General features: G+C 68.9%; 24 protein-coding genes. 16 read left to right on the forward strand and 8 right to left on the reverse strand.

What is annotated here, in order from left to right; all coding sequences use genetic code 11:
- Positions 1-18: 18 nt before the first annotated feature.
- The 8 genes from ACZ5BU_RS21085 (at position 19) to ACZ5BU_RS21120 (ending at position 6,804) form a co-directional block, all read left to right on the forward strand.
- Entirely contained in the window at positions 19-2,751 is a 2,733-nt protein-coding gene (locus ACZ5BU_RS21085; RefSeq protein ID WP_465701238.1) for an FtsK/SpoIIIE domain-containing protein, read from the forward strand.
- A complete protein-coding gene (locus ACZ5BU_RS21090) occupies positions 2,748-3,425 on the forward strand; it encodes a hypothetical protein (RefSeq protein ID WP_465701240.1) in 678 nt (225 codons plus the stop codon). Before ACZ5BU_RS21085 ends, ACZ5BU_RS21090 begins: the two co-directional genes overlap by 4 nt.
- A 17-nt stretch (positions 3,426-3,442) precedes the next feature.
- Complete coding sequence (locus ACZ5BU_RS21095; RefSeq protein ID WP_465701242.1) at positions 3,443-3,703, forward strand: hypothetical protein; 261 nt, start codon at positions 3,443-3,445, stop codon at positions 3,701-3,703.
- 7 nt (positions 3,704-3,710) lie between these two features.
- Entirely contained in the window at positions 3,711-5,036 is a 1,326-nt protein-coding gene (locus ACZ5BU_RS21100) for a CdiA C-terminal domain-containing protein (protein ID WP_465701243.1), read from the forward strand.
- On the forward strand, positions 5,036-5,494 hold the full coding sequence (locus tag ACZ5BU_RS21105) for a hypothetical protein (protein WP_465701245.1): 459 nt from the start codon (positions 5,036-5,038) through the stop codon (positions 5,492-5,494). Before ACZ5BU_RS21100 ends, ACZ5BU_RS21105 begins: the two co-directional genes overlap by 1 nt.
- Before the next feature lie 61 nt (positions 5,495-5,555).
- Positions 5,556-6,008, forward strand: coding sequence for a hypothetical protein (locus tag ACZ5BU_RS21110; RefSeq protein ID WP_465701247.1), 453 nt, complete (start codon positions 5,556-5,558; stop codon positions 6,006-6,008).
- A gap of 245 nt (positions 6,009-6,253) precedes the next feature.
- Entirely contained in the window at positions 6,254-6,418 is a 165-nt protein-coding gene (locus ACZ5BU_RS21115) for a hypothetical protein (protein WP_465701249.1), read from the forward strand.
- Positions 6,415-6,804: a hypothetical protein gene (locus ACZ5BU_RS21120; protein WP_465701250.1), complete on the forward strand. Its 390-nt coding sequence runs from the start codon at positions 6,415-6,417 to the stop codon at positions 6,802-6,804. The genes ACZ5BU_RS21115 and ACZ5BU_RS21120 overlap by 4 nt, the downstream gene beginning before the upstream one ends.
- 106 nt (positions 6,805-6,910) lie before the next feature.
- Here the strand turns inward: ACZ5BU_RS21120 and ACZ5BU_RS21125 are convergent, their stop codons facing one another.
- Positions 6,911-7,222, reverse strand: coding sequence for a hypothetical protein (locus tag ACZ5BU_RS21125; protein WP_465701251.1), 312 nt, complete (start codon positions 7,220-7,222; stop codon positions 6,911-6,913).
- A gap of 190 nt (positions 7,223-7,412) precedes the next feature.
- Here ACZ5BU_RS21125 and ACZ5BU_RS21130 point away from each other — a divergent pair, with 190 nt between their 5' ends.
- Complete coding sequence (locus ACZ5BU_RS21130; protein WP_465701253.1) at positions 7,413-8,402, forward strand: NAD-dependent epimerase/dehydratase family protein; 990 nt, start codon at positions 7,413-7,415, stop codon at positions 8,400-8,402.
- Between the two features lie 11 nt (positions 8,403-8,413).
- The gene (locus tag ACZ5BU_RS21135; protein ID WP_465701254.1) at positions 8,414-8,905 is read left to right on the forward strand and encodes a metallophosphoesterase family protein; all 492 of its coding nucleotides are present in this window, start codon (positions 8,414-8,416) and stop codon (positions 8,903-8,905) included.
- Between the two features lie 85 nt (positions 8,906-8,990).
- Here ACZ5BU_RS21135 and ACZ5BU_RS21140 read toward each other — a convergent pair whose 3' ends face one another.
- Positions 8,991-9,146: a hypothetical protein gene (locus tag ACZ5BU_RS21140; protein WP_166677970.1), complete on the reverse strand. Its 156-nt coding sequence runs from the start codon at positions 9,144-9,146 to the stop codon at positions 8,991-8,993.
- 117 nt (positions 9,147-9,263) lie between these two features.
- On the opposite strand from ACZ5BU_RS21140, the gene ACZ5BU_RS21145 reads away from it, so the two are divergent.
- The gene (locus ACZ5BU_RS21145; RefSeq protein WP_465701255.1) at positions 9,264-9,809 is read left to right on the forward strand and encodes a hypothetical protein; all 546 of its coding nucleotides are present in this window, start codon (positions 9,264-9,266) and stop codon (positions 9,807-9,809) included.
- 69 nt (positions 9,810-9,878) lie between these two features.
- Entirely contained in the window at positions 9,879-11,108 is a 1,230-nt protein-coding gene (locus ACZ5BU_RS21150; protein ID WP_465701257.1) for an exonuclease domain-containing protein, read from the forward strand.
- Positions 11,109-11,125: 17 nt separating this feature from the next.
- Here the strand turns inward: ACZ5BU_RS21150 and ACZ5BU_RS21155 are convergent, their stop codons facing one another.
- The 4 genes from ACZ5BU_RS21155 to ACZ5BU_RS21170 form a co-directional block, all read right to left on the reverse strand.
- Positions 11,126-11,644 (reverse strand): orotate phosphoribosyltransferase, encoded by a 519-nt coding sequence (locus ACZ5BU_RS21155; RefSeq protein ID WP_465701258.1) that lies wholly within the window; start codon positions 11,642-11,644, stop codon positions 11,126-11,128.
- A 25-nt stretch (positions 11,645-11,669) separates the two neighbouring features.
- The gene (locus ACZ5BU_RS21160; RefSeq protein WP_465701259.1) at positions 11,670-11,924 is read right to left on the reverse strand and encodes a hypothetical protein; all 255 of its coding nucleotides are present in this window, start codon (positions 11,922-11,924) and stop codon (positions 11,670-11,672) included.
- A gap of 66 nt (positions 11,925-11,990) precedes the next feature.
- Positions 11,991-12,479: an FBP domain-containing protein gene (locus ACZ5BU_RS21165; RefSeq protein WP_465701260.1), complete on the reverse strand. Its 489-nt coding sequence runs from the start codon at positions 12,477-12,479 to the stop codon at positions 11,991-11,993.
- Between the two features lie 109 nt (positions 12,480-12,588).
- A complete protein-coding gene (locus ACZ5BU_RS21170; RefSeq protein ID WP_465701262.1) occupies positions 12,589-12,975 on the reverse strand; it encodes a hypothetical protein in 387 nt (128 codons plus the stop codon).
- A 150-nt stretch (positions 12,976-13,125) separates the two neighbouring features.
- Here ACZ5BU_RS21170 and ACZ5BU_RS21175 point away from each other — a divergent pair, with 150 nt between their 5' ends.
- Positions 13,126-13,677: a YceI family protein gene (locus ACZ5BU_RS21175; protein ID WP_465701263.1), complete on the forward strand. Its 552-nt coding sequence runs from the start codon at positions 13,126-13,128 to the stop codon at positions 13,675-13,677.
- 43 nt (positions 13,678-13,720) lie between these two features.
- Here the strand turns inward: ACZ5BU_RS21175 and ACZ5BU_RS21180 are convergent, their stop codons facing one another.
- Together ACZ5BU_RS21180 and ACZ5BU_RS21185 are read right to left on the reverse strand one after the other, a co-directional pair.
- Entirely contained in the window at positions 13,721-14,209 is a 489-nt protein-coding gene (locus ACZ5BU_RS21180; protein ID WP_465701264.1) for a hypothetical protein, read from the reverse strand.
- A gap of 125 nt (positions 14,210-14,334) precedes the next feature.
- Entirely contained in the window at positions 14,335-14,868 is a 534-nt protein-coding gene (locus ACZ5BU_RS21185; RefSeq protein ID WP_465701266.1) for a hypothetical protein, read from the reverse strand.
- Between the two features lie 225 nt (positions 14,869-15,093).
- Here ACZ5BU_RS21185 and ACZ5BU_RS21190 point away from each other — a divergent pair, with 225 nt between their 5' ends.
- The 3 genes from ACZ5BU_RS21190 to ACZ5BU_RS21200 are packed head-to-tail and all read left to right on the forward strand — an operon-like array spanning position 15,094 to position 17,510.
- A complete protein-coding gene (locus ACZ5BU_RS21190; RefSeq protein ID WP_465701267.1) occupies positions 15,094-15,657 on the forward strand; it encodes a hypothetical protein in 564 nt (187 codons plus the stop codon).
- Positions 15,658-15,676: 19 nt separating this feature from the next.
- Positions 15,677-16,870, forward strand: a complete 1,194-nt coding sequence (locus ACZ5BU_RS21195) for a sensor histidine kinase (protein ID WP_465702665.1) — start codon at positions 15,677-15,679, stop codon at positions 16,868-16,870.
- Positions 16,845-17,510 carry a response regulator gene (locus ACZ5BU_RS21200; RefSeq protein ID WP_465701268.1) on the forward strand — a complete coding sequence of 222 codons (666 nt, stop codon included), beginning with the start codon at positions 16,845-16,847 and terminating at the stop codon, positions 17,508-17,510. The genes ACZ5BU_RS21195 and ACZ5BU_RS21200 overlap by 26 nt, the downstream gene beginning before the upstream one ends.
- The last annotated feature ends 1 nt before the right edge of the window (position 17,511 follow it).

Raw genomic sequence — 17,511 nt, forward strand, 5'->3', positions numbered from 1 at the left:
GTGGAAGGACCGATGCTCGTGACGGAGAAGCCTGACGGGGATCCGGCCGCGCCGGAGGTCCTGGAAGCGCGGATCCGGGGGTTGCAGCACGCGCTGGGGCAGTTGCTGGACAACGCGCGGCGGCTCACGTACGGCGAGCATCAGCGCGCCGTGAAGCTGCATCGTCAGCTGCAGGAGCAGACCGCGGCGGCGCGACGTGAATCCAGGTCGCTCGTCGACGCGAAGACCGCCGAGGCGTTGTCGGACGCCGAGCCGAAGGCGCGGTTGCTCGCGGACCGCCTCGCGCCCGGCCTGGCTGCCGTACCGCCGAACGACGCGCGCTGGCGTTCGCGCCAACTCGTCGGCGCGGGCGTCCCGTCGTACGTGCGGGTCGGCGAACTCGAGACCGGTACGCCGGTCGTCGCGCCGCTGCTCCGGACGAACGGCTGGAAGGTGACGGCCGACCGCAACGAGTCCGCGCGCCGGCTGCTCCAGAGCGTCGCGCTCCGGCTCGTCGCGGCGGCCGAACCGTTCCGGCTGCGGATCGACGCGTACGATCCCAAGCTCACCGGGACGATGGGGCTGCTCGGGCACCTGACCACGAAGTACCCGCAATTGGTGCCCAGGGCAACACATACCGCAGAGCAGTTGCACACGGTGCTGTCCGGTCTCGTCGACGTGTCGTCGCTGCGAGCCAGCCGGCAGGCGCAACTCGGGCACGAGCGGTTCGAGGACCTGCTGAAGGAGACCGGCCAGGTCACCGATCCTTATCGGGTCGTCGTCCTCTTCGACTACCCGTCGGGGATCGACACACTCGCGCAGCGTGACCTGCTCCGGCTCGCCGCGACCGCGGGCAAGCGGGGCATCTGCTTCCTCGTGCACTACGACGCGTCCACGGCCGCCGAGCTCGACGTCGACTCCAAACAGTTGCTCGAGCTCCTCAATCCGGTTGCCATTGTCAACGACCGGGTCGAGATCCCGCAGCTGCCGCCGGCCCGGCTGGACCGGCCGTTCGACGCGGGCATCGCCGCCGGCATCTGCGACGTGATCGCCGAGCAGGCCGACATCGCCGTACTGCCGACGATCGACTTCGACCGCACGCTTCCGGACCGATCGACCTGGTGGCAACCGGTCAAGGACGAGATCGGCACCGTGATCGGGTACGACGACCGCACCCCGGCGCTGGTGCGGTTGCGCAGCGGCAACCCGGCGCTTCCGCACGTCCTCGTCGGCGGCGCCGTCGGTCAGGGCAAGTCGAACCTGTTGCTCGTGATGATCCACGGTCTCGCGGCGCGGTACTCGCCGGCGGACCTGGAGATGTACCTGCTCGACTTCAAGCACGGTGTCGAGTTCTCGGCCCTCGGCCCGGGACCGGACCGGCCGCACTGGTTGCCGCAGATCCGTGTCCTCGGAGTGCACAGCGACCGCGCGTTCGGTCTCGCCGTACTGCGTCATCTGTCGGACGAACTCGCGCGCCGCAGCGAGGTGTTCAAGTCGCACGGGAACGTCGCCGACATCGCGGAGCTCCCGCCCGGACCGGAGCGCCCGCCGCGGATCCTCGTCGTACTGGACGAGTTCCAGGTGCTGCTCGAGGACGACGACGAACTGGCCGACGAGGCCGCGAAGCTGCTAGAACGACTCGTCCGGCTCGGGCGTGCGTACGGCGTCCACGTTGTTCTTGCGACGCAGACGATCGAGGGCGTGAAACGCCTGTCGACGCGGCGGGACTCGATCTTCGGCCAGGTGCCGTACCGGATCGCACTGAAGACGACACCGGCCGACTCGCAGGCGATCCTGCGCAGCGGGAACACGGCCGCGGCCGAGCTGCAGTTCCGCGGTGAGGCGGTACTGAACGCGAACTTCGGATCGCCCGACGACAACCAGCACGTGCTCGTGAGCTTCGCGGACAAGGGCGTACTGGATTCGTTGCGGGACGAGTTGTGGACGCGTGCCGGTTCGTCGACGCACCCGCCGCGGGTGTTCCATCTGGCGGAGCCGGCGCGGTTGACCGATACGGCGACGGCGGTGAAGCCGGAGCTGGGGCGGCCGTGGACCGGGCTTCCGATCGCGGTGACGGAGGAGCCTGTCGCTGTGGAGGTACGGCCTGAGCCCGGCGCGGGTGTGCTCGTGCTGGGGGACGGGCCTGCCGATGCGTTGGGCGTGTTGACCGGGCTGGCGGTGTCGACGGCGGCCGGTGCGGTGGAGCCGCCGAAGTTCCTGTTCGTCGACGGGACGAACTCGGCGCCGGCGGTTGCCGAGGGCAAGGATGCGCTGATCCAGGTACTGCGCGAACTCGGCTGCGTGGTCGAGACCGTCGACAAGCACGACGAGATCGCGCCACGGCTGTTCGCGCTGCGGGATGCGATGCGCAACGGACAGGCCGGCTCGACGTACCTGCTGGGCTTCGGGTTCCACGGCGTACCGCGGATGCAGTTGCACGCCGAGGGGTATTTCGAGAGCCCGGCGAACGCGCTGCAGGACATCGTGCGGGACGGTCCGGCGCATGGCCTCATCACGTACGGGTGGTGGAACCGGCTGCACGTCTGCACCGAGCAGCTCGGGTACGGGCGCGCCAACGTGGCGACACACGTGTTCCTTCGGCACCCGCAGGACGGCGTACGCGCGGTCGCCGGTCCGTTGGTGCGCTGGGCGTCCGAGCCGCACCGGGCGTTGCTGTGGGACGGGTTGCATCCCGAGGCGCAGGTCGTCGTACCGTTCGCGGCATTGCGGTCGGACGAAGTGGAACGTGCAGTGGAGTTGGTACGGCGATGAAGACCGACGAGGAGGTGTGGTCCGAGTACGTTCGCGCGTTGCGCACCGTTGCGATGGCGCGCGCCGACGCCCAGCAGGCGCAGGACCGGTTGACGGCGCACAAGTCGAAGGCCGAGGCGACCGCGGCCGCCGAGGCCGACGCGATGGCCGAGCGCGGACGGAAGCTGCAGACCCGGTTGAACGAGCTCGCCGAGAAGGCCGCCGAGAGCCTGCAGCGCGCCGGGCTGCCCGCGGAGGGCAAGCGGGCGAACCACACGTTGCCCGAGATCCGCGCGCTCAACGACATCGAGACCGTCGCGGAACGGATCACTTCACAGCTCGCTGACGCCGTCGACCAGTTGGAGTCGGTCCGCACCGCGGCCCGGGCGCTCCAGGAGCTTCGGCGGCGGCGTACCATCAGCGCGGTCCTGGCACTGGCCGGGTTCGTGCTGGTGTGGGTGGTCACCGGATCGTTCCTGGCCGGCGTCGAGGCTGCCGCGATCGCTGCCGTCACGATGCTGGCCGCGTCCCGGGTGCTGGGGCTGCCGCGGCTGCCCGTCGCGCGCTGGTGGGGCTGGGGTGGTGCCGGCCTCGTCTTCGTACTGATGGCGGCCGGACCGCCGTGGTGGCTCGGGATCCTGGTACCGGTCGTCGTGGCGGGTACGGCGATCGTGCTGCCGAAGAAGCGCAACTAGTTTGGGAGTGGGTTGAGGTGTCCGACGTACTGCGGCTCAAGGAACAGCTGCACCAGGTCTCGATGGAGGCCAAGCAGGCAGCGGGCGGCCTGGCCGGGTTCAGGCTCCGGTTCACGCAGCACAGCCAGCTCGTGGAGAGCCTGATCGCGGGCACCGCCACCGGCATCGACCGCGACATCACCGAGATCCTCGAGGCCGCGAGCAAGGCCGTGGAACAGGCCGCCGAGGCGCTGGAGATCGCGTCCGCCGGCTGCAAGAACTACGCCGACCAGATCTGACGCAGGCGTGCCGTCCGAGCTGCAGCGGGTCGCCCGCGGCCTGGTCGACTGCTTCGACGAGATCCCGCGCGTCGTCGACCAGTTGCTGCGTACGGCGGCCCGCTGCCGCGAGAACGCCCAGGTGGCCCTGATCGCCTCCCGCGGCCAGGCCACCGTCGCCGCCCAGCAACTCGACGCCGCCGCCCGCGCCTGCGAGGCCGCGGCGCACTACCTGCAGCTGGCACCCCCGAAGGCCCGCGGCTGGGCCGAGGCCTTGACCGGTACGCCGGGTCCGTCGACGTCACGCCCTTCGTCGGAGTCCGCCGACCGCAACAAGCCGACCAGCGGAACGGGTGCCGAGATCCGTACGAGCCGCCTGACGGTGACGTACGAAGACCTGGAAGTTGCCGAAGACAACGAACCCCCACTGGTCACAGTAGCCCGCAAAGCCTTCGAGAAGTACCGCAAGAGCCACGAGAAGGACGACGAGAACCAGGACCCGCAAGAGCCCCTGGAGATCGAGATCACGGTCAGTGAAACCGGCGAGATCATCCTCGAGGAACGCGACGAAAAAGCAGAAGCCGAACGCGCGGAACGCCTCACCCGCGACTTCGAACTCACGCCTGACCGCGACAACGACGACGAGCAACCCGAGTTCGAAGAACGCGACGAAAAGGAAGCCCAGAAACGCGCCGACCGGTTGACCGCCGACCACCAGATCGAAGTCGACCTCACCGAAGCGGTGAAGTCCCTTCTCGACTCCATGCCCATAGACCAGCAATGGCAACACGCCACCCTCACCATCACCACCAACAAACTCGAAGCCACGTTCGACCAGCGCGACCAACCCCGGCCTGCCCCGATAGCCGTGGACATCCACCTCCCGAACCAGCCGCCCCCACCCGACTTCGACCCAGCGTTCGACCCGCATCCCTTGGACGTGGACTTCGCCCCCGGCGTACACGACCCCGAGACCCCGTTCAAGCCGCACGAACGTGTCATCGCCGATCGGCTGGCGGAGGAAGGATGGCGCATCGACGCCCGGAGGGAGGACCATTCCTCGGGCGACAAGAACCCGGACGCGATGGTGCGCAAGGAGTCGGGCAGGTCTGGAACGATCGTTGAGTTCAAGACTCCGAACCGGAACGGGGCGACCACCGTCAGACGAAACATCAACGATGCGAGCGATCAAGCCGCCGAGATCGTGGTCGACGGACGGGTCATAGATCTTTCCGAGGCCGACGCGCTGCGTGCCTACCGCCGAGCTCTCGGCCAGCCAGGGAAGACTGTCGCTGACATCGTCCACGTCATCCTTGGTGACGGACGGCTGATCACTTATCGAAAGGAGAAATGATGTCCGTCGTCGACAGTGTCTTCCTGGCCGGGTCTGGGGGGCTTGCGGAGGTGGCGGATTGGCTGGTCGACGGCGTCGGCGCGGAGGTGATGTCGGTCGAGGCGGGGACGGTTCGGCTGCGGATGCGGGGGGAGACCGGGCAGGACTGGTTCGGGGTGGTTGTGCAGCCGAACGGGTACGTCGTGCCGGACCCTGAGCCGGACGAGGTACAGGCGATGGACCGATATCCGATCGAGATTCAAGTGCGCGGTGGTTCCGACGACGCTCTCCATCGGGAAGCTGGGCGCCTGTTCGAAGGACAGGTCGCAGCGCGTCCCGACGTACCCGCGCTGCTTGTGCACAACCTCGACACGTTGGTGTCCGCGTATCTGCCAGGCGCGGGCGCGCACACGTTCGATCCGCCGATCACGCCTGACATCGAAGACGTCGACACCTGGCGACCCTGGATTCGCCGCTGATGTCGACTGACGACGACATCTTTTTCGCGCTCCGTGGGCGGTTGCTGAGGGTGCGGAATGGATGGCGGGGGTGCTCGGGCCCGAGACGATGGTCGGCTCGGATCGGGCGAGAGGTGAGTACTTCTACAAGATGCAGTCCCGGCTGGTCGAAGGACGGCTCGTGCGCCTGCAGGTTGGTCCGAACATCCACGCGGTCGCAGATCCGGAGCCGGACGAGGTGTCGGCGATCGACCGGTACACGGGCCAGATCAGCGTTTGGCTTGCTGGCATGCGCGACGAGGAGGAGCAAGCACGCGAGGCCTGCGCGCTCTTCAACGAGTTGGCGGCGGCGCGGCCGGGTGTCGGCCTGGTGCTGAGCCATGGGTTGTCGTGGATCGTGGCGGCCTACCTCCCGGGCGCCGGCGTGGATGGGGAGCGGGTTGGGGAGGTTCTTGTGCCGGAATCAGGAGGGGATCCTCCCCAAGCCGGCTGTCCCCGCCGTATGCGAGCCAGGTGGGGGTTTCACGGTGTGTGAGATTTTTCTGGGAAGTCGCGTCATGAAGCGTGGGCGGGGCCGTCACTACCTGTGAACCCATCCCCACAGGGAAGTGGAAGTGATTGACGTGAAGGGTTGTCTTGCGAGGTCGCTGATGGGAACCGGCTCGACTCGGCGCCGGGTGTATTGAGATGGGCGACGGTGGTGATCCTCCCTCTGCCCTTCAGGTGGACGCCGGGCGGGTGGAGCGTCGTCGGGTTCGGGTCTGGTTCGGGGACCATGTGGTGGCGGACTACCGGGCCGAGGCGGAACTGGCCGAGCGGTACGCGGAGGCGATGTCGCGGCGGTTCGCCGGGCTGCGGGTGACCAGTGATCCGTTGCCTGAGCACGATCCGGGACCGGAACGCAGACTGCCGGGGGAGCGGCTCTGGGAGGTGGCGCCGAAATGACTTCCCGGCGCTTCCGGCTGATCCGGCATCAGGACGTCTCCGGGGTCAGCGGTACGGGTCCTGTCGCCGAAGGTGTGCAGTTCACCGACGGCGCGGTCGCGCTCCGCTGGTACGGCGACTATCCGACCACGACCGTGTGGGACGGCATCGACTCCGTCGTCGCCATCCACGGTCACGGCGGGGCGACCGTGGTCGAGTGGCTCGACCCGGAGCCCGGCCCGGACCCCGATCTGAAGTTACCGCCGCGCGAATCCCTGCCGCCCCGTCCGTGGCCGGACCTGCACTCCACGCCCGAGCGACAGGACCCGGACCCGCTGCACTCCGAGCGCGACCTGGGTTCGCACGGCTCGGCGCCGCCCTGGTCGGCGGCCCGCGTCTTCCGCTGAGCACCTGATCGACCGGTGCCGGGTCAACCCCCTCCTGGCACCGGTTCACCTCGGTACGGCGTACTCCTGGGCGAGCCGGAGTACGCCGTACCTGAGGATGCCCGGGTCAGCTGTAGTCCATCCGGTCCAGCAGATCGAGGTTGTAGAACGTTCCCGGACCGTCGCACAGTTCCATCATTCGTTCCGACATCTCGGTGGTGTCGGGGCGTTGTGAGTTCGCCATCGCCTCCTCGTAGGAGTTGAACTCGACGATCGCGAAGTACCGGCCCTTGTCGTCGCGATCGGCGCAGGTGAGGCCGCGGACCGGAGTGTTGCCGTCGGCATCGGCTTCGCGCTTGGCGCGGAACTCCTCCATCAGCGCGGCCACCTCGTCCGGTTTCGACGTCCGGTACTCGATGATCTGAACGAAACCAGCCATCTCTCCCCCTAGCTCTGAACAGACACCCACACCTGGGTGTCTCCTGCTCCGACAGTGCGCCCGGATCGCCTGCCTGGCAAGGGCGGAGTGCTTACGGTGACGTGACGAGGGCAACGGGTCACGCGCCGTCGTTTCTGCCGTCGGCAGAGGATCCTGGGAATTGTCGGCGGCGCCTGATTTGCTGGTCCGCATGGAGATCCTGATCCTCGGTGGTACGGCGTTCGTCGGACGCGAGCTCGCGACGCAGGCACTCGCGCGCGGTCATGCGGTGACCTGCGTGGCGCGTGGTGAGAGCGGCGCTGTGGCGCCCGGCGCGACGCTGGTGACGGCCGATCGAAGCCTTCCGGATGCGCTCGACGCGGTGCCCGACCACGACTGGGACGCGGTGTTCGAGGTGTCGTGGCAACCAGGTTTCGTGAAGGGCGCACTGGCCGCGTTCGGCCCGCGGGCGAAGCATTGGACGTACATCTCGTCGGCCAACGTGTACGAGAAGTACGACACGCCCGGCGCGGACGAGTCGGCGGAACTGCGAAAGCCCGCCGAGCAGGACGTGGTGGACCGGGGGCAGTACGGCGAGGCGAAGGTCGCGTGTGAGGCTGCGTCGATCGAGGCCGTCGGTGATCGGCTGGTGATCGCGCGCGCCGGGCTGATCGGCGGGCCGGGTGACTCCAGCGACCGGGCCGGTGCGTGGGTGGCGCGGGCGGCCCTGGCGCCGGAGGAGCCCCTGCTGGTGCCCGACACGCCCGACCTCGCCACGGCGGTGATCGACGTACGGGATCTCGCGAGCTGGTTGCTGGACAACGCGGAGTCCGGGCGGACCGGGACCTTCGACACGTTCGGGCCGGTCGTGCCGTTCGGGGAGTGGATCGCGATGGCGCGGGAGATCGGCGGGCATACCGGCCCGGTGGTGCTCGCGCCGCGGACGTGGCTGGAAGAGCAGAAGGTCGAGCAGTACATGGGTCCGGAGTCGCTGGCGATGTGGATCACCGAGCCGGGGTACGAGGGCTGGTCGGAGCGCAGCGGTGCGGCCGCGGCGGCGGCCGGGCTGACGCACCGGTCGCGCAAGGACTTCATGGTCGACTCGCTCGCCTGGGAGCGCGAGCTCGGCCTGGACCGCGAACGCCGCGCCGGCCTGAGCCTCGCCAAGGAGAAGGAGTTGATCGCGGCCCTGAAGGCATAGAGAGTGGGCGCATGCGTCTGGTGCTGATCTCGGACACTCACCTGCCGGTGCGGGCGAAGAAGTTGCCGGCGTCGGTATGGGAGGCGATCGAGCGTGCCGACGTGGTCATCCACGCCGGCGACTGGGTGGACGTCGGACTGCTGGACGAGTTGGAGTCCCGCGCCGCCCGCCTGATCGGGTGCTGGGGCAACAACGACGGGCCGGAGTTGCGGGCGCGGCTGCCTGAGGTCGCGCGCGTGACACTCGACGGGCTGTCGGTTGCCGTCGTCCACGAAACCGGTCCGGCGAAGGGGCGCGAGGAGCGCTGCGAGGCGGCGTACCCCGGGGTCGACCTGCTCGTGTTCGGGCACAGCCACATCCCGTGGGACACCACGAGCGCGGGTGGGTTGCGGCTGCTGAATCCGGGCTCGCCGACGGACCGCCGGCGGCAGCCGTACTGCACCTACCAGACCGCCACCATCGCGGCCGGCCGCCTGGAAGAAGTTGCCTTACACAACCTTTAACGCAGGACGGCCGGGCACGCGTGGCCGACGCCGTACCACCGAGTTACGGCGCACCCACGCGTGCCCGGCCGATTGGGCCCGGGAGTCAGGCGTTCGCTGCTTCCTTGACCCGGGTCTTGAGCCGATCGCGGACCTCTTCCGGGGTGTACGCCCGGCGTTTGCGCTCGCCCCGTGCGACCACAACGCCCGTAGCGGCCACGCCGACGAGCCCCGCAAGCCCTACCACCTTCCATACCTTCATGCCGACTAACCTAGCGATGTGAACAGCCGGATTTCACTGGATGACGCTACGGAACTGACACGAACAGGTGACATTTGGCTGTTCCGTGGTGCGAGCGCGGCGGATCGCGCGATCCAGTTGACCACGAACAGCCCGGTCAACCACGTCGGAATGGCGATCGTCGTCGAGGACCTCCCGCCGCTGATGTGGCACGCCGAACTGGGGCGTTCGCTGCCGGACGTGTGGACCGGTACGCACCACCGCGGCGTACAGCTGCACGACCTGCGAGACGCCGTGCTCGTCTGGGGCCGTAAGTACGGTCAGCAGGCGTGGTTGCGCCAGCTGGACCACCCGGTCACGCGGGAGCTGGAGGACGCTGTACTGCGGATCGTGGCGCGCCTGGACGGTACGCCGTTCCCGTCGACGGCACGGCTCGCGTCGAGGTGGGTCCGCGGCCGGATTCCCGCGGTCCGCAAGGGTTCCCGCGAGCTCGAGCTCGAGTCGGCGTACTGCGCCGAGGTGGTCGCGTTGACGTACGAAGGGATGGGACTGCTGCGCGGCCGGCAACCGAACTGGTACGACCCGGGCCGGTTCTGGAGCGGCGACGAACTACGGCTGGCCCACGGCGCGAAACTCGGCGCCGAGATTGCCGTCGACCTCCCCGAACCAGACGCTGAATCCTGAGGTCGCAGAAACTGTCGGCGGCCTGTGATTGGCTTGTTCCAGTCGGTCATCGACCGGAGGAGGCCCTGGATGTACGCAGTCATCGACACCGAGACGACCGGCCTGTCGCCGAGCCATCGGCATCGGGTGATCGAGGTCGCGGTCGTGCTGCTGGACGCGCGCGGGCAGGTCGAGCGCGAGTGGGTCACGTTGCTGAATCCCCAACGGGACATGGGACCTCAGCACATCCACGGCATCCTCACGTCGGACGTGCTGGCGGCGCCGCAGTTCGGCGACATCGCGGCGCAGCTGGGTGAGCTGCTCGCCGGGCGGATGGTTGTCGGGCACAACGTCGAGTTCGATCTCGGGTTCCTGCGGGCGGAGTTCGCCCGGCTCGGGGTCACGGTGCCGCTGATCACCGAGCGGTCGATGTGCACGATGGCGCTCGCGGGTTACCTGCATCCGGGCGCGAAGCGGACGCTCGGTGCGTGCTGTGCGGCAGCGGGGATCTCGATCGAGGGCTGGCATTCGGCGCTCGCGGACACGCGGGCGACGGCGGAGCTGTTCGCGCAGTACCTCGGGGCGTTCGCGGCGCCGCCGCCGTGGCAGTGGGCGTACGAGGAGGTTCGCCGGTTGCCGTGGCCGGAGCTGCCCGGGCGGGACGTCGCGCCGACGGTCCGGCCGGTGCATGCCGGCGGGCGGCACGGGTGGATGAGCCGGCTCGTCGACCAGCTGCCGCGAGTACCGGAGCCGCCGCAGGCCGACTCGTACCTGGTGCTCCTCGACACGATCCTCGCCAACCGCGAGATCACGGCCGCGGACGCCGACCAGCTCGTACAGGTGGCGAACGAGCTCGGCCTGACCCGTCCGCAGGTGGACCACCTCCATCGGTACTACGTTTCCGCGCTGGCGGACGTTTCGTGGGCGAGTGGCGCGATCACTCCCGATCAGCGCATCGACCTCGACAAGGTCGCGGTGATGCTCGGGCGCCGGGCCTCCGACGTCGACGACGCGTTGCTCCGCGCGAGCAGCGGCCGGTACGTCGTACCCGATCGTCCTGGGGCGCGCGGGTTCCCGCGGGGGAGCACGCTGGTGTTCACCGGGGACATGGTCGAGCCGCGGGAGGTGTGGTGGGACCGCGCGGTGGCGGCCGGGTTCGCGCCGCAGGAGGCGGTGCGGCCGGACACGACGTTCGTGGTCGCGGCCGACGTCGACAGCCTGTCGGTGAAGGCCCGCGCGGCCCGCGAGCTCAACGTGCCGATCATCTCGGCCGAGGACTTCCGCCGTCTCCTTCCGGAAGACCGGCGCAAGGCGGGGTAGGTCCGGGCCGGATCGGCCTAGGCCTTGAGCTGTTCCGGGGTGAGGAGGGCGTGCAGGGTCAGGCCGGCGGCGGTGAGTGGTTCGGGGGTGGTGGGGTTGCGGTTGATGACGCAGACGGCGTCGGTGACGGTGGCGCCGAGGGCGCGCAGTTCGTTGGTGGACAAGACGATCTGCCCGCCGGTGGTGACGACGTCCTCGACGATCGTGACCCGGCGGCCCTTGGTCTCGGCGCCCTCGGCCAGGCGGCACGTGCCGTACGGCTTGGCCTCCTTGCGGACGAAGGCGCACGGCAGCCCGGTGTGCCGGCCCAGTGCGGTCACGACCGGTATGCCGCCCATCTCCAGTCCGGCGAGCACCTCGGTACCGTCCGGCACGAGCGGGACCAGCGCGGCGGCGAGCTCGTCGAGCAGCACCGGGTCGGCCTCGAAGCGGTACTTGTCGAAGTACTCGTTCGTCGTCTGTCCGGAGCGGAGCACGAACTCCCCGGTCAGGTGTGCGGTCGTCTGTACCCGACGTCCCAGCTCAGCAAGATCCACGCCCGCACCTTATCCGGGTCTGCCTTCACCCCTCGTCGGGTGCCGGTTCGATCTCGAAGAGCAGTTGCTTCCCGGAGCGGATCCGCTCGATCGCGGACAGGCAGGCGGGTTCGCTGATCTGGACGCCGATCTCGCCGAGCTTGTGGCGCAGGACCCGGGCCGCGTCCTCGGGCGAGCGCGCGCTGGACTCGTTGATCGCCTCGATCGTGGTGGCGGTGAGTCGCTCGCGGATGTCCGGGTGCGCCTCGGCGATGTCATGCGTAATGCGGAACTCGGTCATCGCGACTCGCTCTCTCTCGCGTCCACCTGCGGGCCGGCTGGGTGTTTCCAGGATAGTGCTGGAGGCCTAGCGAAGGACCCGCTGGACGAAGCTTTCGAGCCGTGTCGTGAGGCGCTCCGCGCGGACCTCCGGCGTGGCGGTCTCGCCCTGCGGTACGTCGAGCTCCTTCAGCCCGCGGATGTACAGCGAGCAGGCGAGATCCGCGCAGATGTACATGCCGACGGTGTTGCCTTCGCGGCCCGCCGAGCCCGCGCGCCGGGCCGCGAACAGCGCGACGTCGCTGACGTGGTGTGCGGTGTTGCACAGGTCGCACAAGCCCGCGAACCGGCGCGCCGCGCCCGACGTCTGGGTGCTGACCGCGATCCCGGTCACGCCGTCGTCACGCCGGACGACGAGATAGCCCCGGTTCGGGGCCTTGCCGTCCCGCCAGCCGAGGAAGTCCAGCGACTCCCAGGGCAGCTCGGTGAACCTCGGGGGCAGGGCGATCGCCTTGACCTGGCTCTTGGTCGAGTTGACGAACGAGCGCCTGATCTCGTCCGCGCTGAGCGGTTCCACGGGTGGTCCTCCGATCCTTCGACTGACCATCAGACCTGCCGCCCGGCCCGCCGCGCAACCGGATTACCGGGCCGGATCACCAGCCGGATCTAGTTGCTGCGGGCAACGATCAGGAGTCGGCGTACGACGTGCTCCGGGCCGGGTCGTGGTTGCGCAGGTCGACGCCGAAGTCGACCGATGCTTTCAGCCGGAGCAGCAGCGAGACGAACTCGGGAGCGTCGGCCGGCTCGTCGAACTCCAGCGTCAGGTCGGTGCCCAGGTCGGCCGGCGCGAGCGTGAACGTCAGCCGGCGGCCGAAGTACCGCAGCCGGTAACGGCGATCCAGTACGGCCTCCTCGATCGGACTCGTGTCGGTACGGCCGTCGGCGAGGACGAACGAGATCGCCCCGCCGGACTCCGCTGCCGACGCGGCCCAGAACCGTTCGCGGCCGAGGACCGTACTGATCGCCCGGTAGACGTCGGCGGCCGCCGACGCGCAGTACACCTTCTGCTGCACCACCCACACCTTTCAGAGCTGGACCAGTTCATTGTCCGATCCTGACGGGTCCAGCCGGTGGGCACGCCGGGTGTGGGGTAGACATCTCAGCGTCAAAGGTGAAATCTGTACTGTGTAAAGTTCAACTAGTTAACTCTGGAGGAATCCGCGATGTCCACCGAGTACGCCGCCCTGAGCGGTGACTACACCCTCGACGCCGCCCACACCCGGATCGGCTTCAGTGCCCGGCACGCGATGGTGACCAAGGTTCGCGGTGCCTTCGACGAGTTCGAGGGCTCCTTCCACATCGACGGTGAGAACCCGGAGAACTCGTCCGGCACGGTGACGATCCAGGCGAAGAGCATCAACACCCGCAACGGCCAGCGCGACGAGCACCTCCGCAGCAACGACTTCCTGGCGATGGACGAGCACCCGGAGATCACGTTCACGTCCACCGGGATCAAGAAGACCGGCGACGCCGAGTTCCTGGTCACCGGCGACCTGACGATCCGCGGCGTGACCAAGTCGGTCGACGTCGAGTTCGAGTACACCGGTTCGGCGACCGACCCGTTCGGCAACCAGCGCGTCGGGCTCGAGGGCTCGGTGCAGATCAACCGCAAGGACTTCGGCGTCAGCTGGAACGCGGCGCTCGAGGGCGGCGGCGTCCTGGTCAGCGAGAAGGTCACGCTCGAGCTCGAGGTCTCGGCGATCAAGTCCGCCTGACCGCTTTACCTCACGACGGGGACCTCTCAGGAGGTCCCCGTCGTCACGCGTGGCGGGTGGTTTGCCGGAGGAGGGCTTCGACGGCCTGGCGGAGTTCGGTGTCGTGGTGCGGTCCGGACCAGACCACGATCCGGCCTTTGTCGCCGAGCCTGGTGCTGATCAGATCGCGGGCCGGTGCGGGGTCGCCCTGGTTGACGAGGACGACGAGCCGCCGGCCGTCGCGCTGCAGCCGGTCCAGCAGCGGCGGAAGGGTGGAGCCGCGGAACACGCCGGGGTCGCTCTTGACCTTGGTCTCGATCATCACGCCGCGGCCGCGGACCACCAGCAGGAAGTCGGCTCGGTCCCGGGTGAACTCGCGGTCGTGGTAGATCCGCGCCTTCGGCCACAGGCGTTGCAGCGCGGCGTCGACCTCGGCGTCGTACTGCGCCGCCAGTCTGCTGACCTTCGAACTCGTGCCGCGCGGGCGGAACGTGTCCGGTGGTCGGCGGCCGAACCAGGACGGCAGCAAGCCGCGAATGTGTGTGTCGATCATGGTGGACCCCTCGACCTCGCCGGCACTCACGTGGAGTCTTCCCGGGACTACGCTGCGGAACCCGATGAGCACGCGATCGTGATCGCACCGCCATAAACCCGAGGCAAAAGGCGCTGCGGTGGGGTTCAGCAAGCGGTTGGCGTGGTGGTGCCGCCGTCGACGATCCAGCGGGAGTCCTGGTTGACGACGCGCATCTGATCGAGCCAGCGTGTCGGGGTGGTGTTCGGCAGAACGCCACGGCCGCGGGCGTTCACCGTCCGGGCCGCGGTGGTGTCGTAGCAGGCGCTGACCAGGACGCCGTTCGAGGCGAGCGTGCGCTTGGCCCAGACGACCTTGGTGAGGCCGGTGTTGTGCAGCCGGTTCGTCCGGAAGTACTTCGCCTGCGCGCTGATCGCCAGGTACATCTTCGGCGTCATCACCGGCTCGAGCTGCTTGGTCTTGCCGCCACCGCTGCGCATCATCACGTCGAGCGCGACCCGGTACGCGTAGTACGCGTTCAGCACCGGATCGTCGGATCCGATCGCGTCGTCGGTGGTCGCGGCCCGGGTCGCCTTGTGGGCGGCGGGTGCCGCGGCGACCATGCCGGTGTCGTTGCCGCACCCCGGGAGCAGCAAAACCGGGAGCAGCGCGACTGCCACCGCCAGGTTCCGCATGCGCATCAGTACCTCCTGTCGGACGAAGATCCCCCGTCCTGGCCCGATCGGCGCACAGCGCACCGTCCGGCACTGACCGTGTAACGCGGCGGCACGCATCGTGGTCACTGTGACCTGGATCACAGCGACCCCCTACCCGGGTACCGGTCCACGATCGGCTCCCTGGCCGGAGGTGCCGCGGCGGTCCGGTTCCTAACCTCGATCTCAGGACTTGAGACCGAGGAGAATCCGATGACGCACGCACCGACCCGGCCGAGCCGACCGACCACCGAGACGCCCGGGCGCCGGACCCGCTGGCAGCGTTCGGTCGTGTACGACGTACTGCTGCTGCCGGCCGGCATTCTGACGCTGGCGGACGCGATCCTCGGCGAGCCTGAGACCGCCGCGCGGCGCTGGCGCCGGCTGGGGGAGTACCGCCTGGGGCGGAGCGACGTGCAGCCGATGAGCAATGCGCGGACCTTCGGCTACGGGCTGCTCAGCGCCGTGCTCGGACTGGCCGGCCTGTTCGTACTGTTCCTGACCGTGCTGGCTGTCGTCCGCGGACCCTTCTGGGGGTTCGTGGAACACGGCGCCGTGGAACCGGGCACATGGGGCGGCCCGTCGCGCGCTGGTGCGTGGCTGACGCACGGCTTGATCGCCCTACCTTGCGTCGTGGCGTTCTTGTTCGTACTACGTGGCATCGCCGCCCTGCAGTCACTCCTGGTCCAGGGGGTTCACAAGTGGGTGCTGCCGGCAACTATCGTGCTGGCCGCCGGTGCGTGCGCCTTCTTCCGGGCCTGGCTGCAGCAGGTGTGAGTAGGGTCCAACTGTGCAGATGCCGAACGGGTGGCCGCGTGGCCGGTGGTCATGGGTCGCAGGCCTGGGCGTCGCGGGACTGCTCTTCCTGACGGTCCTGGATCTCGGACAGCACTACGAGGTAGCGCTGGGGGCCGTACTCGCTCTGGCCATCGCGCGTGCGTTGGCGCTGTCCCTGTCGTGGCTGCGTCCACGCGCGGCGGTCGTGGTCTCACTGATCACCACAGCGGTCACGGCTGCGCTCACCACACCTGTGAGCTCGAGTGAGCCTTGGCCGTGGGGTACTACGGCGGCGTTCGGCCACTCGTTCGTTGTAGCTATCGCAGGTGCGCGCGGACTTGGCCGGCGGGAGCAGGTCGGCTGGTGGGTCGCTACGCAAGCCCTGGGCGTCGTAGCGATCACGCTGGCGCCGGACCGTGGCGGCTGGCGCGGACTGATCACGATGGCCGTACTGTCCGCCGTTGCTGTCGTTGTCGGAGACCTGCTGCGTTCCCGTGGTGAGGCGAGCCGACGCCTCGCTGAGCAGGAGACGATCAGCAAGGCGGAGCGGGCCGAGCGGGAGCGGCTGCAAGAGCGCGCAAGGATCGCCCGCGAGTTGCATGACGTCGTGGCGCACCACCTGTCCGTCGTGGTCGTTCGCGCGGACAGTGCCCCGCACAGGCTGGTCGACGTACCGGACGCTGTGCGCGAGGAGTTCACCGGCATTGCCGACGAGGCACGGGCTTCGCTGACCGAGATGCGTCGGGTACTGCGGTTGCTGCGCGAGCCGTCCGAACAGCCGCAGGAACTGGGACCGCAGCCTGGGCTCTCGGACGTTGCTGAGCTCGTCGAGAGCACCCGGCGTGCTGGAGCGGACGTGCGGCTGACGAGTGACCTCCCGTCCGGTCTGGACCCGGCTGTCGAGCTGACGGCCTACCGCGTCGTACAGGAAGGTCTGAGCAACGCAGTACGACACGCGCTGCACGCAGTAGTAGAGGTGACGGTACGGCGTACTGCGGGCGAGCTGGAGGTGACGGTGCAGAACGAGAGGCCGCCGCGGCCCGTAGTGCCGGCTCCTGGTGGCGGGCAGGGGTTGCGGGGGATGCGGGAGCGGGTGGCGCTCGTCGACGGGAGGGTTAGTACGGGGCCGACCCCTGCAGGCGGTTATCTGGTACAGGCAGTGATCCCGGTCGGAGAGGAGGTGGCGGGTGGCGATCACGGTCTTGGTGGTTGACGACCAGGAGATGGTGCGCGCCGGCTTCGGTGCACTGCTCGACGCGCAGCCGGACATCCAGGTGGTCGGCCAGGCCGGTGACGGCGCGCAGGCGGTGGCCCTGGCGGCGGAGCTGACGCCGGACGTGATCCTGATGGACGTACGCATGCCTGTGCTCGACGGACTCGCCGCGACCCAGCGCATCCTCGCGGGTAGTACGCCGGGCGAGCCGCCGCGGGTCGTGATGCTGACGACGTTCGATCTTGATGACTACGTGTACGCCGCGCTCCGCGCCGGTGCCAGCGGGTTCCTGCTGAAGCACTCCACTCCGGACGAGCTCGCAGCCGCAGTACGGGTCGTGGCGGCAGGAGACGCGCTCCTTGCCCCGTCCGTTACGCGCCGGCTCGTAGAGGACTTCACTCGCGCGCAACCCGTCGTACCGATCAAGCCGACGCGCTTGACGCCCCGCGAGACCGACGTACTGCGGCTGGTCGCTCGAGGGCTGTCCAACCGGGAGATCGCCGACGAGCTCGTGCTGGCCGAGCAGACGGTCAAGACCCATGTGAGCAACATCCTGACCAAGCTGGACCTGCGAGACCGCGCACAGGCGGTCGTGTACGCGTACGAGTCCGGTGTGGTCATCCCCGGTCCACGACACTAGT

This window comes from Kribbella sp. NPDC031520, from assembly GCF_055580825.1.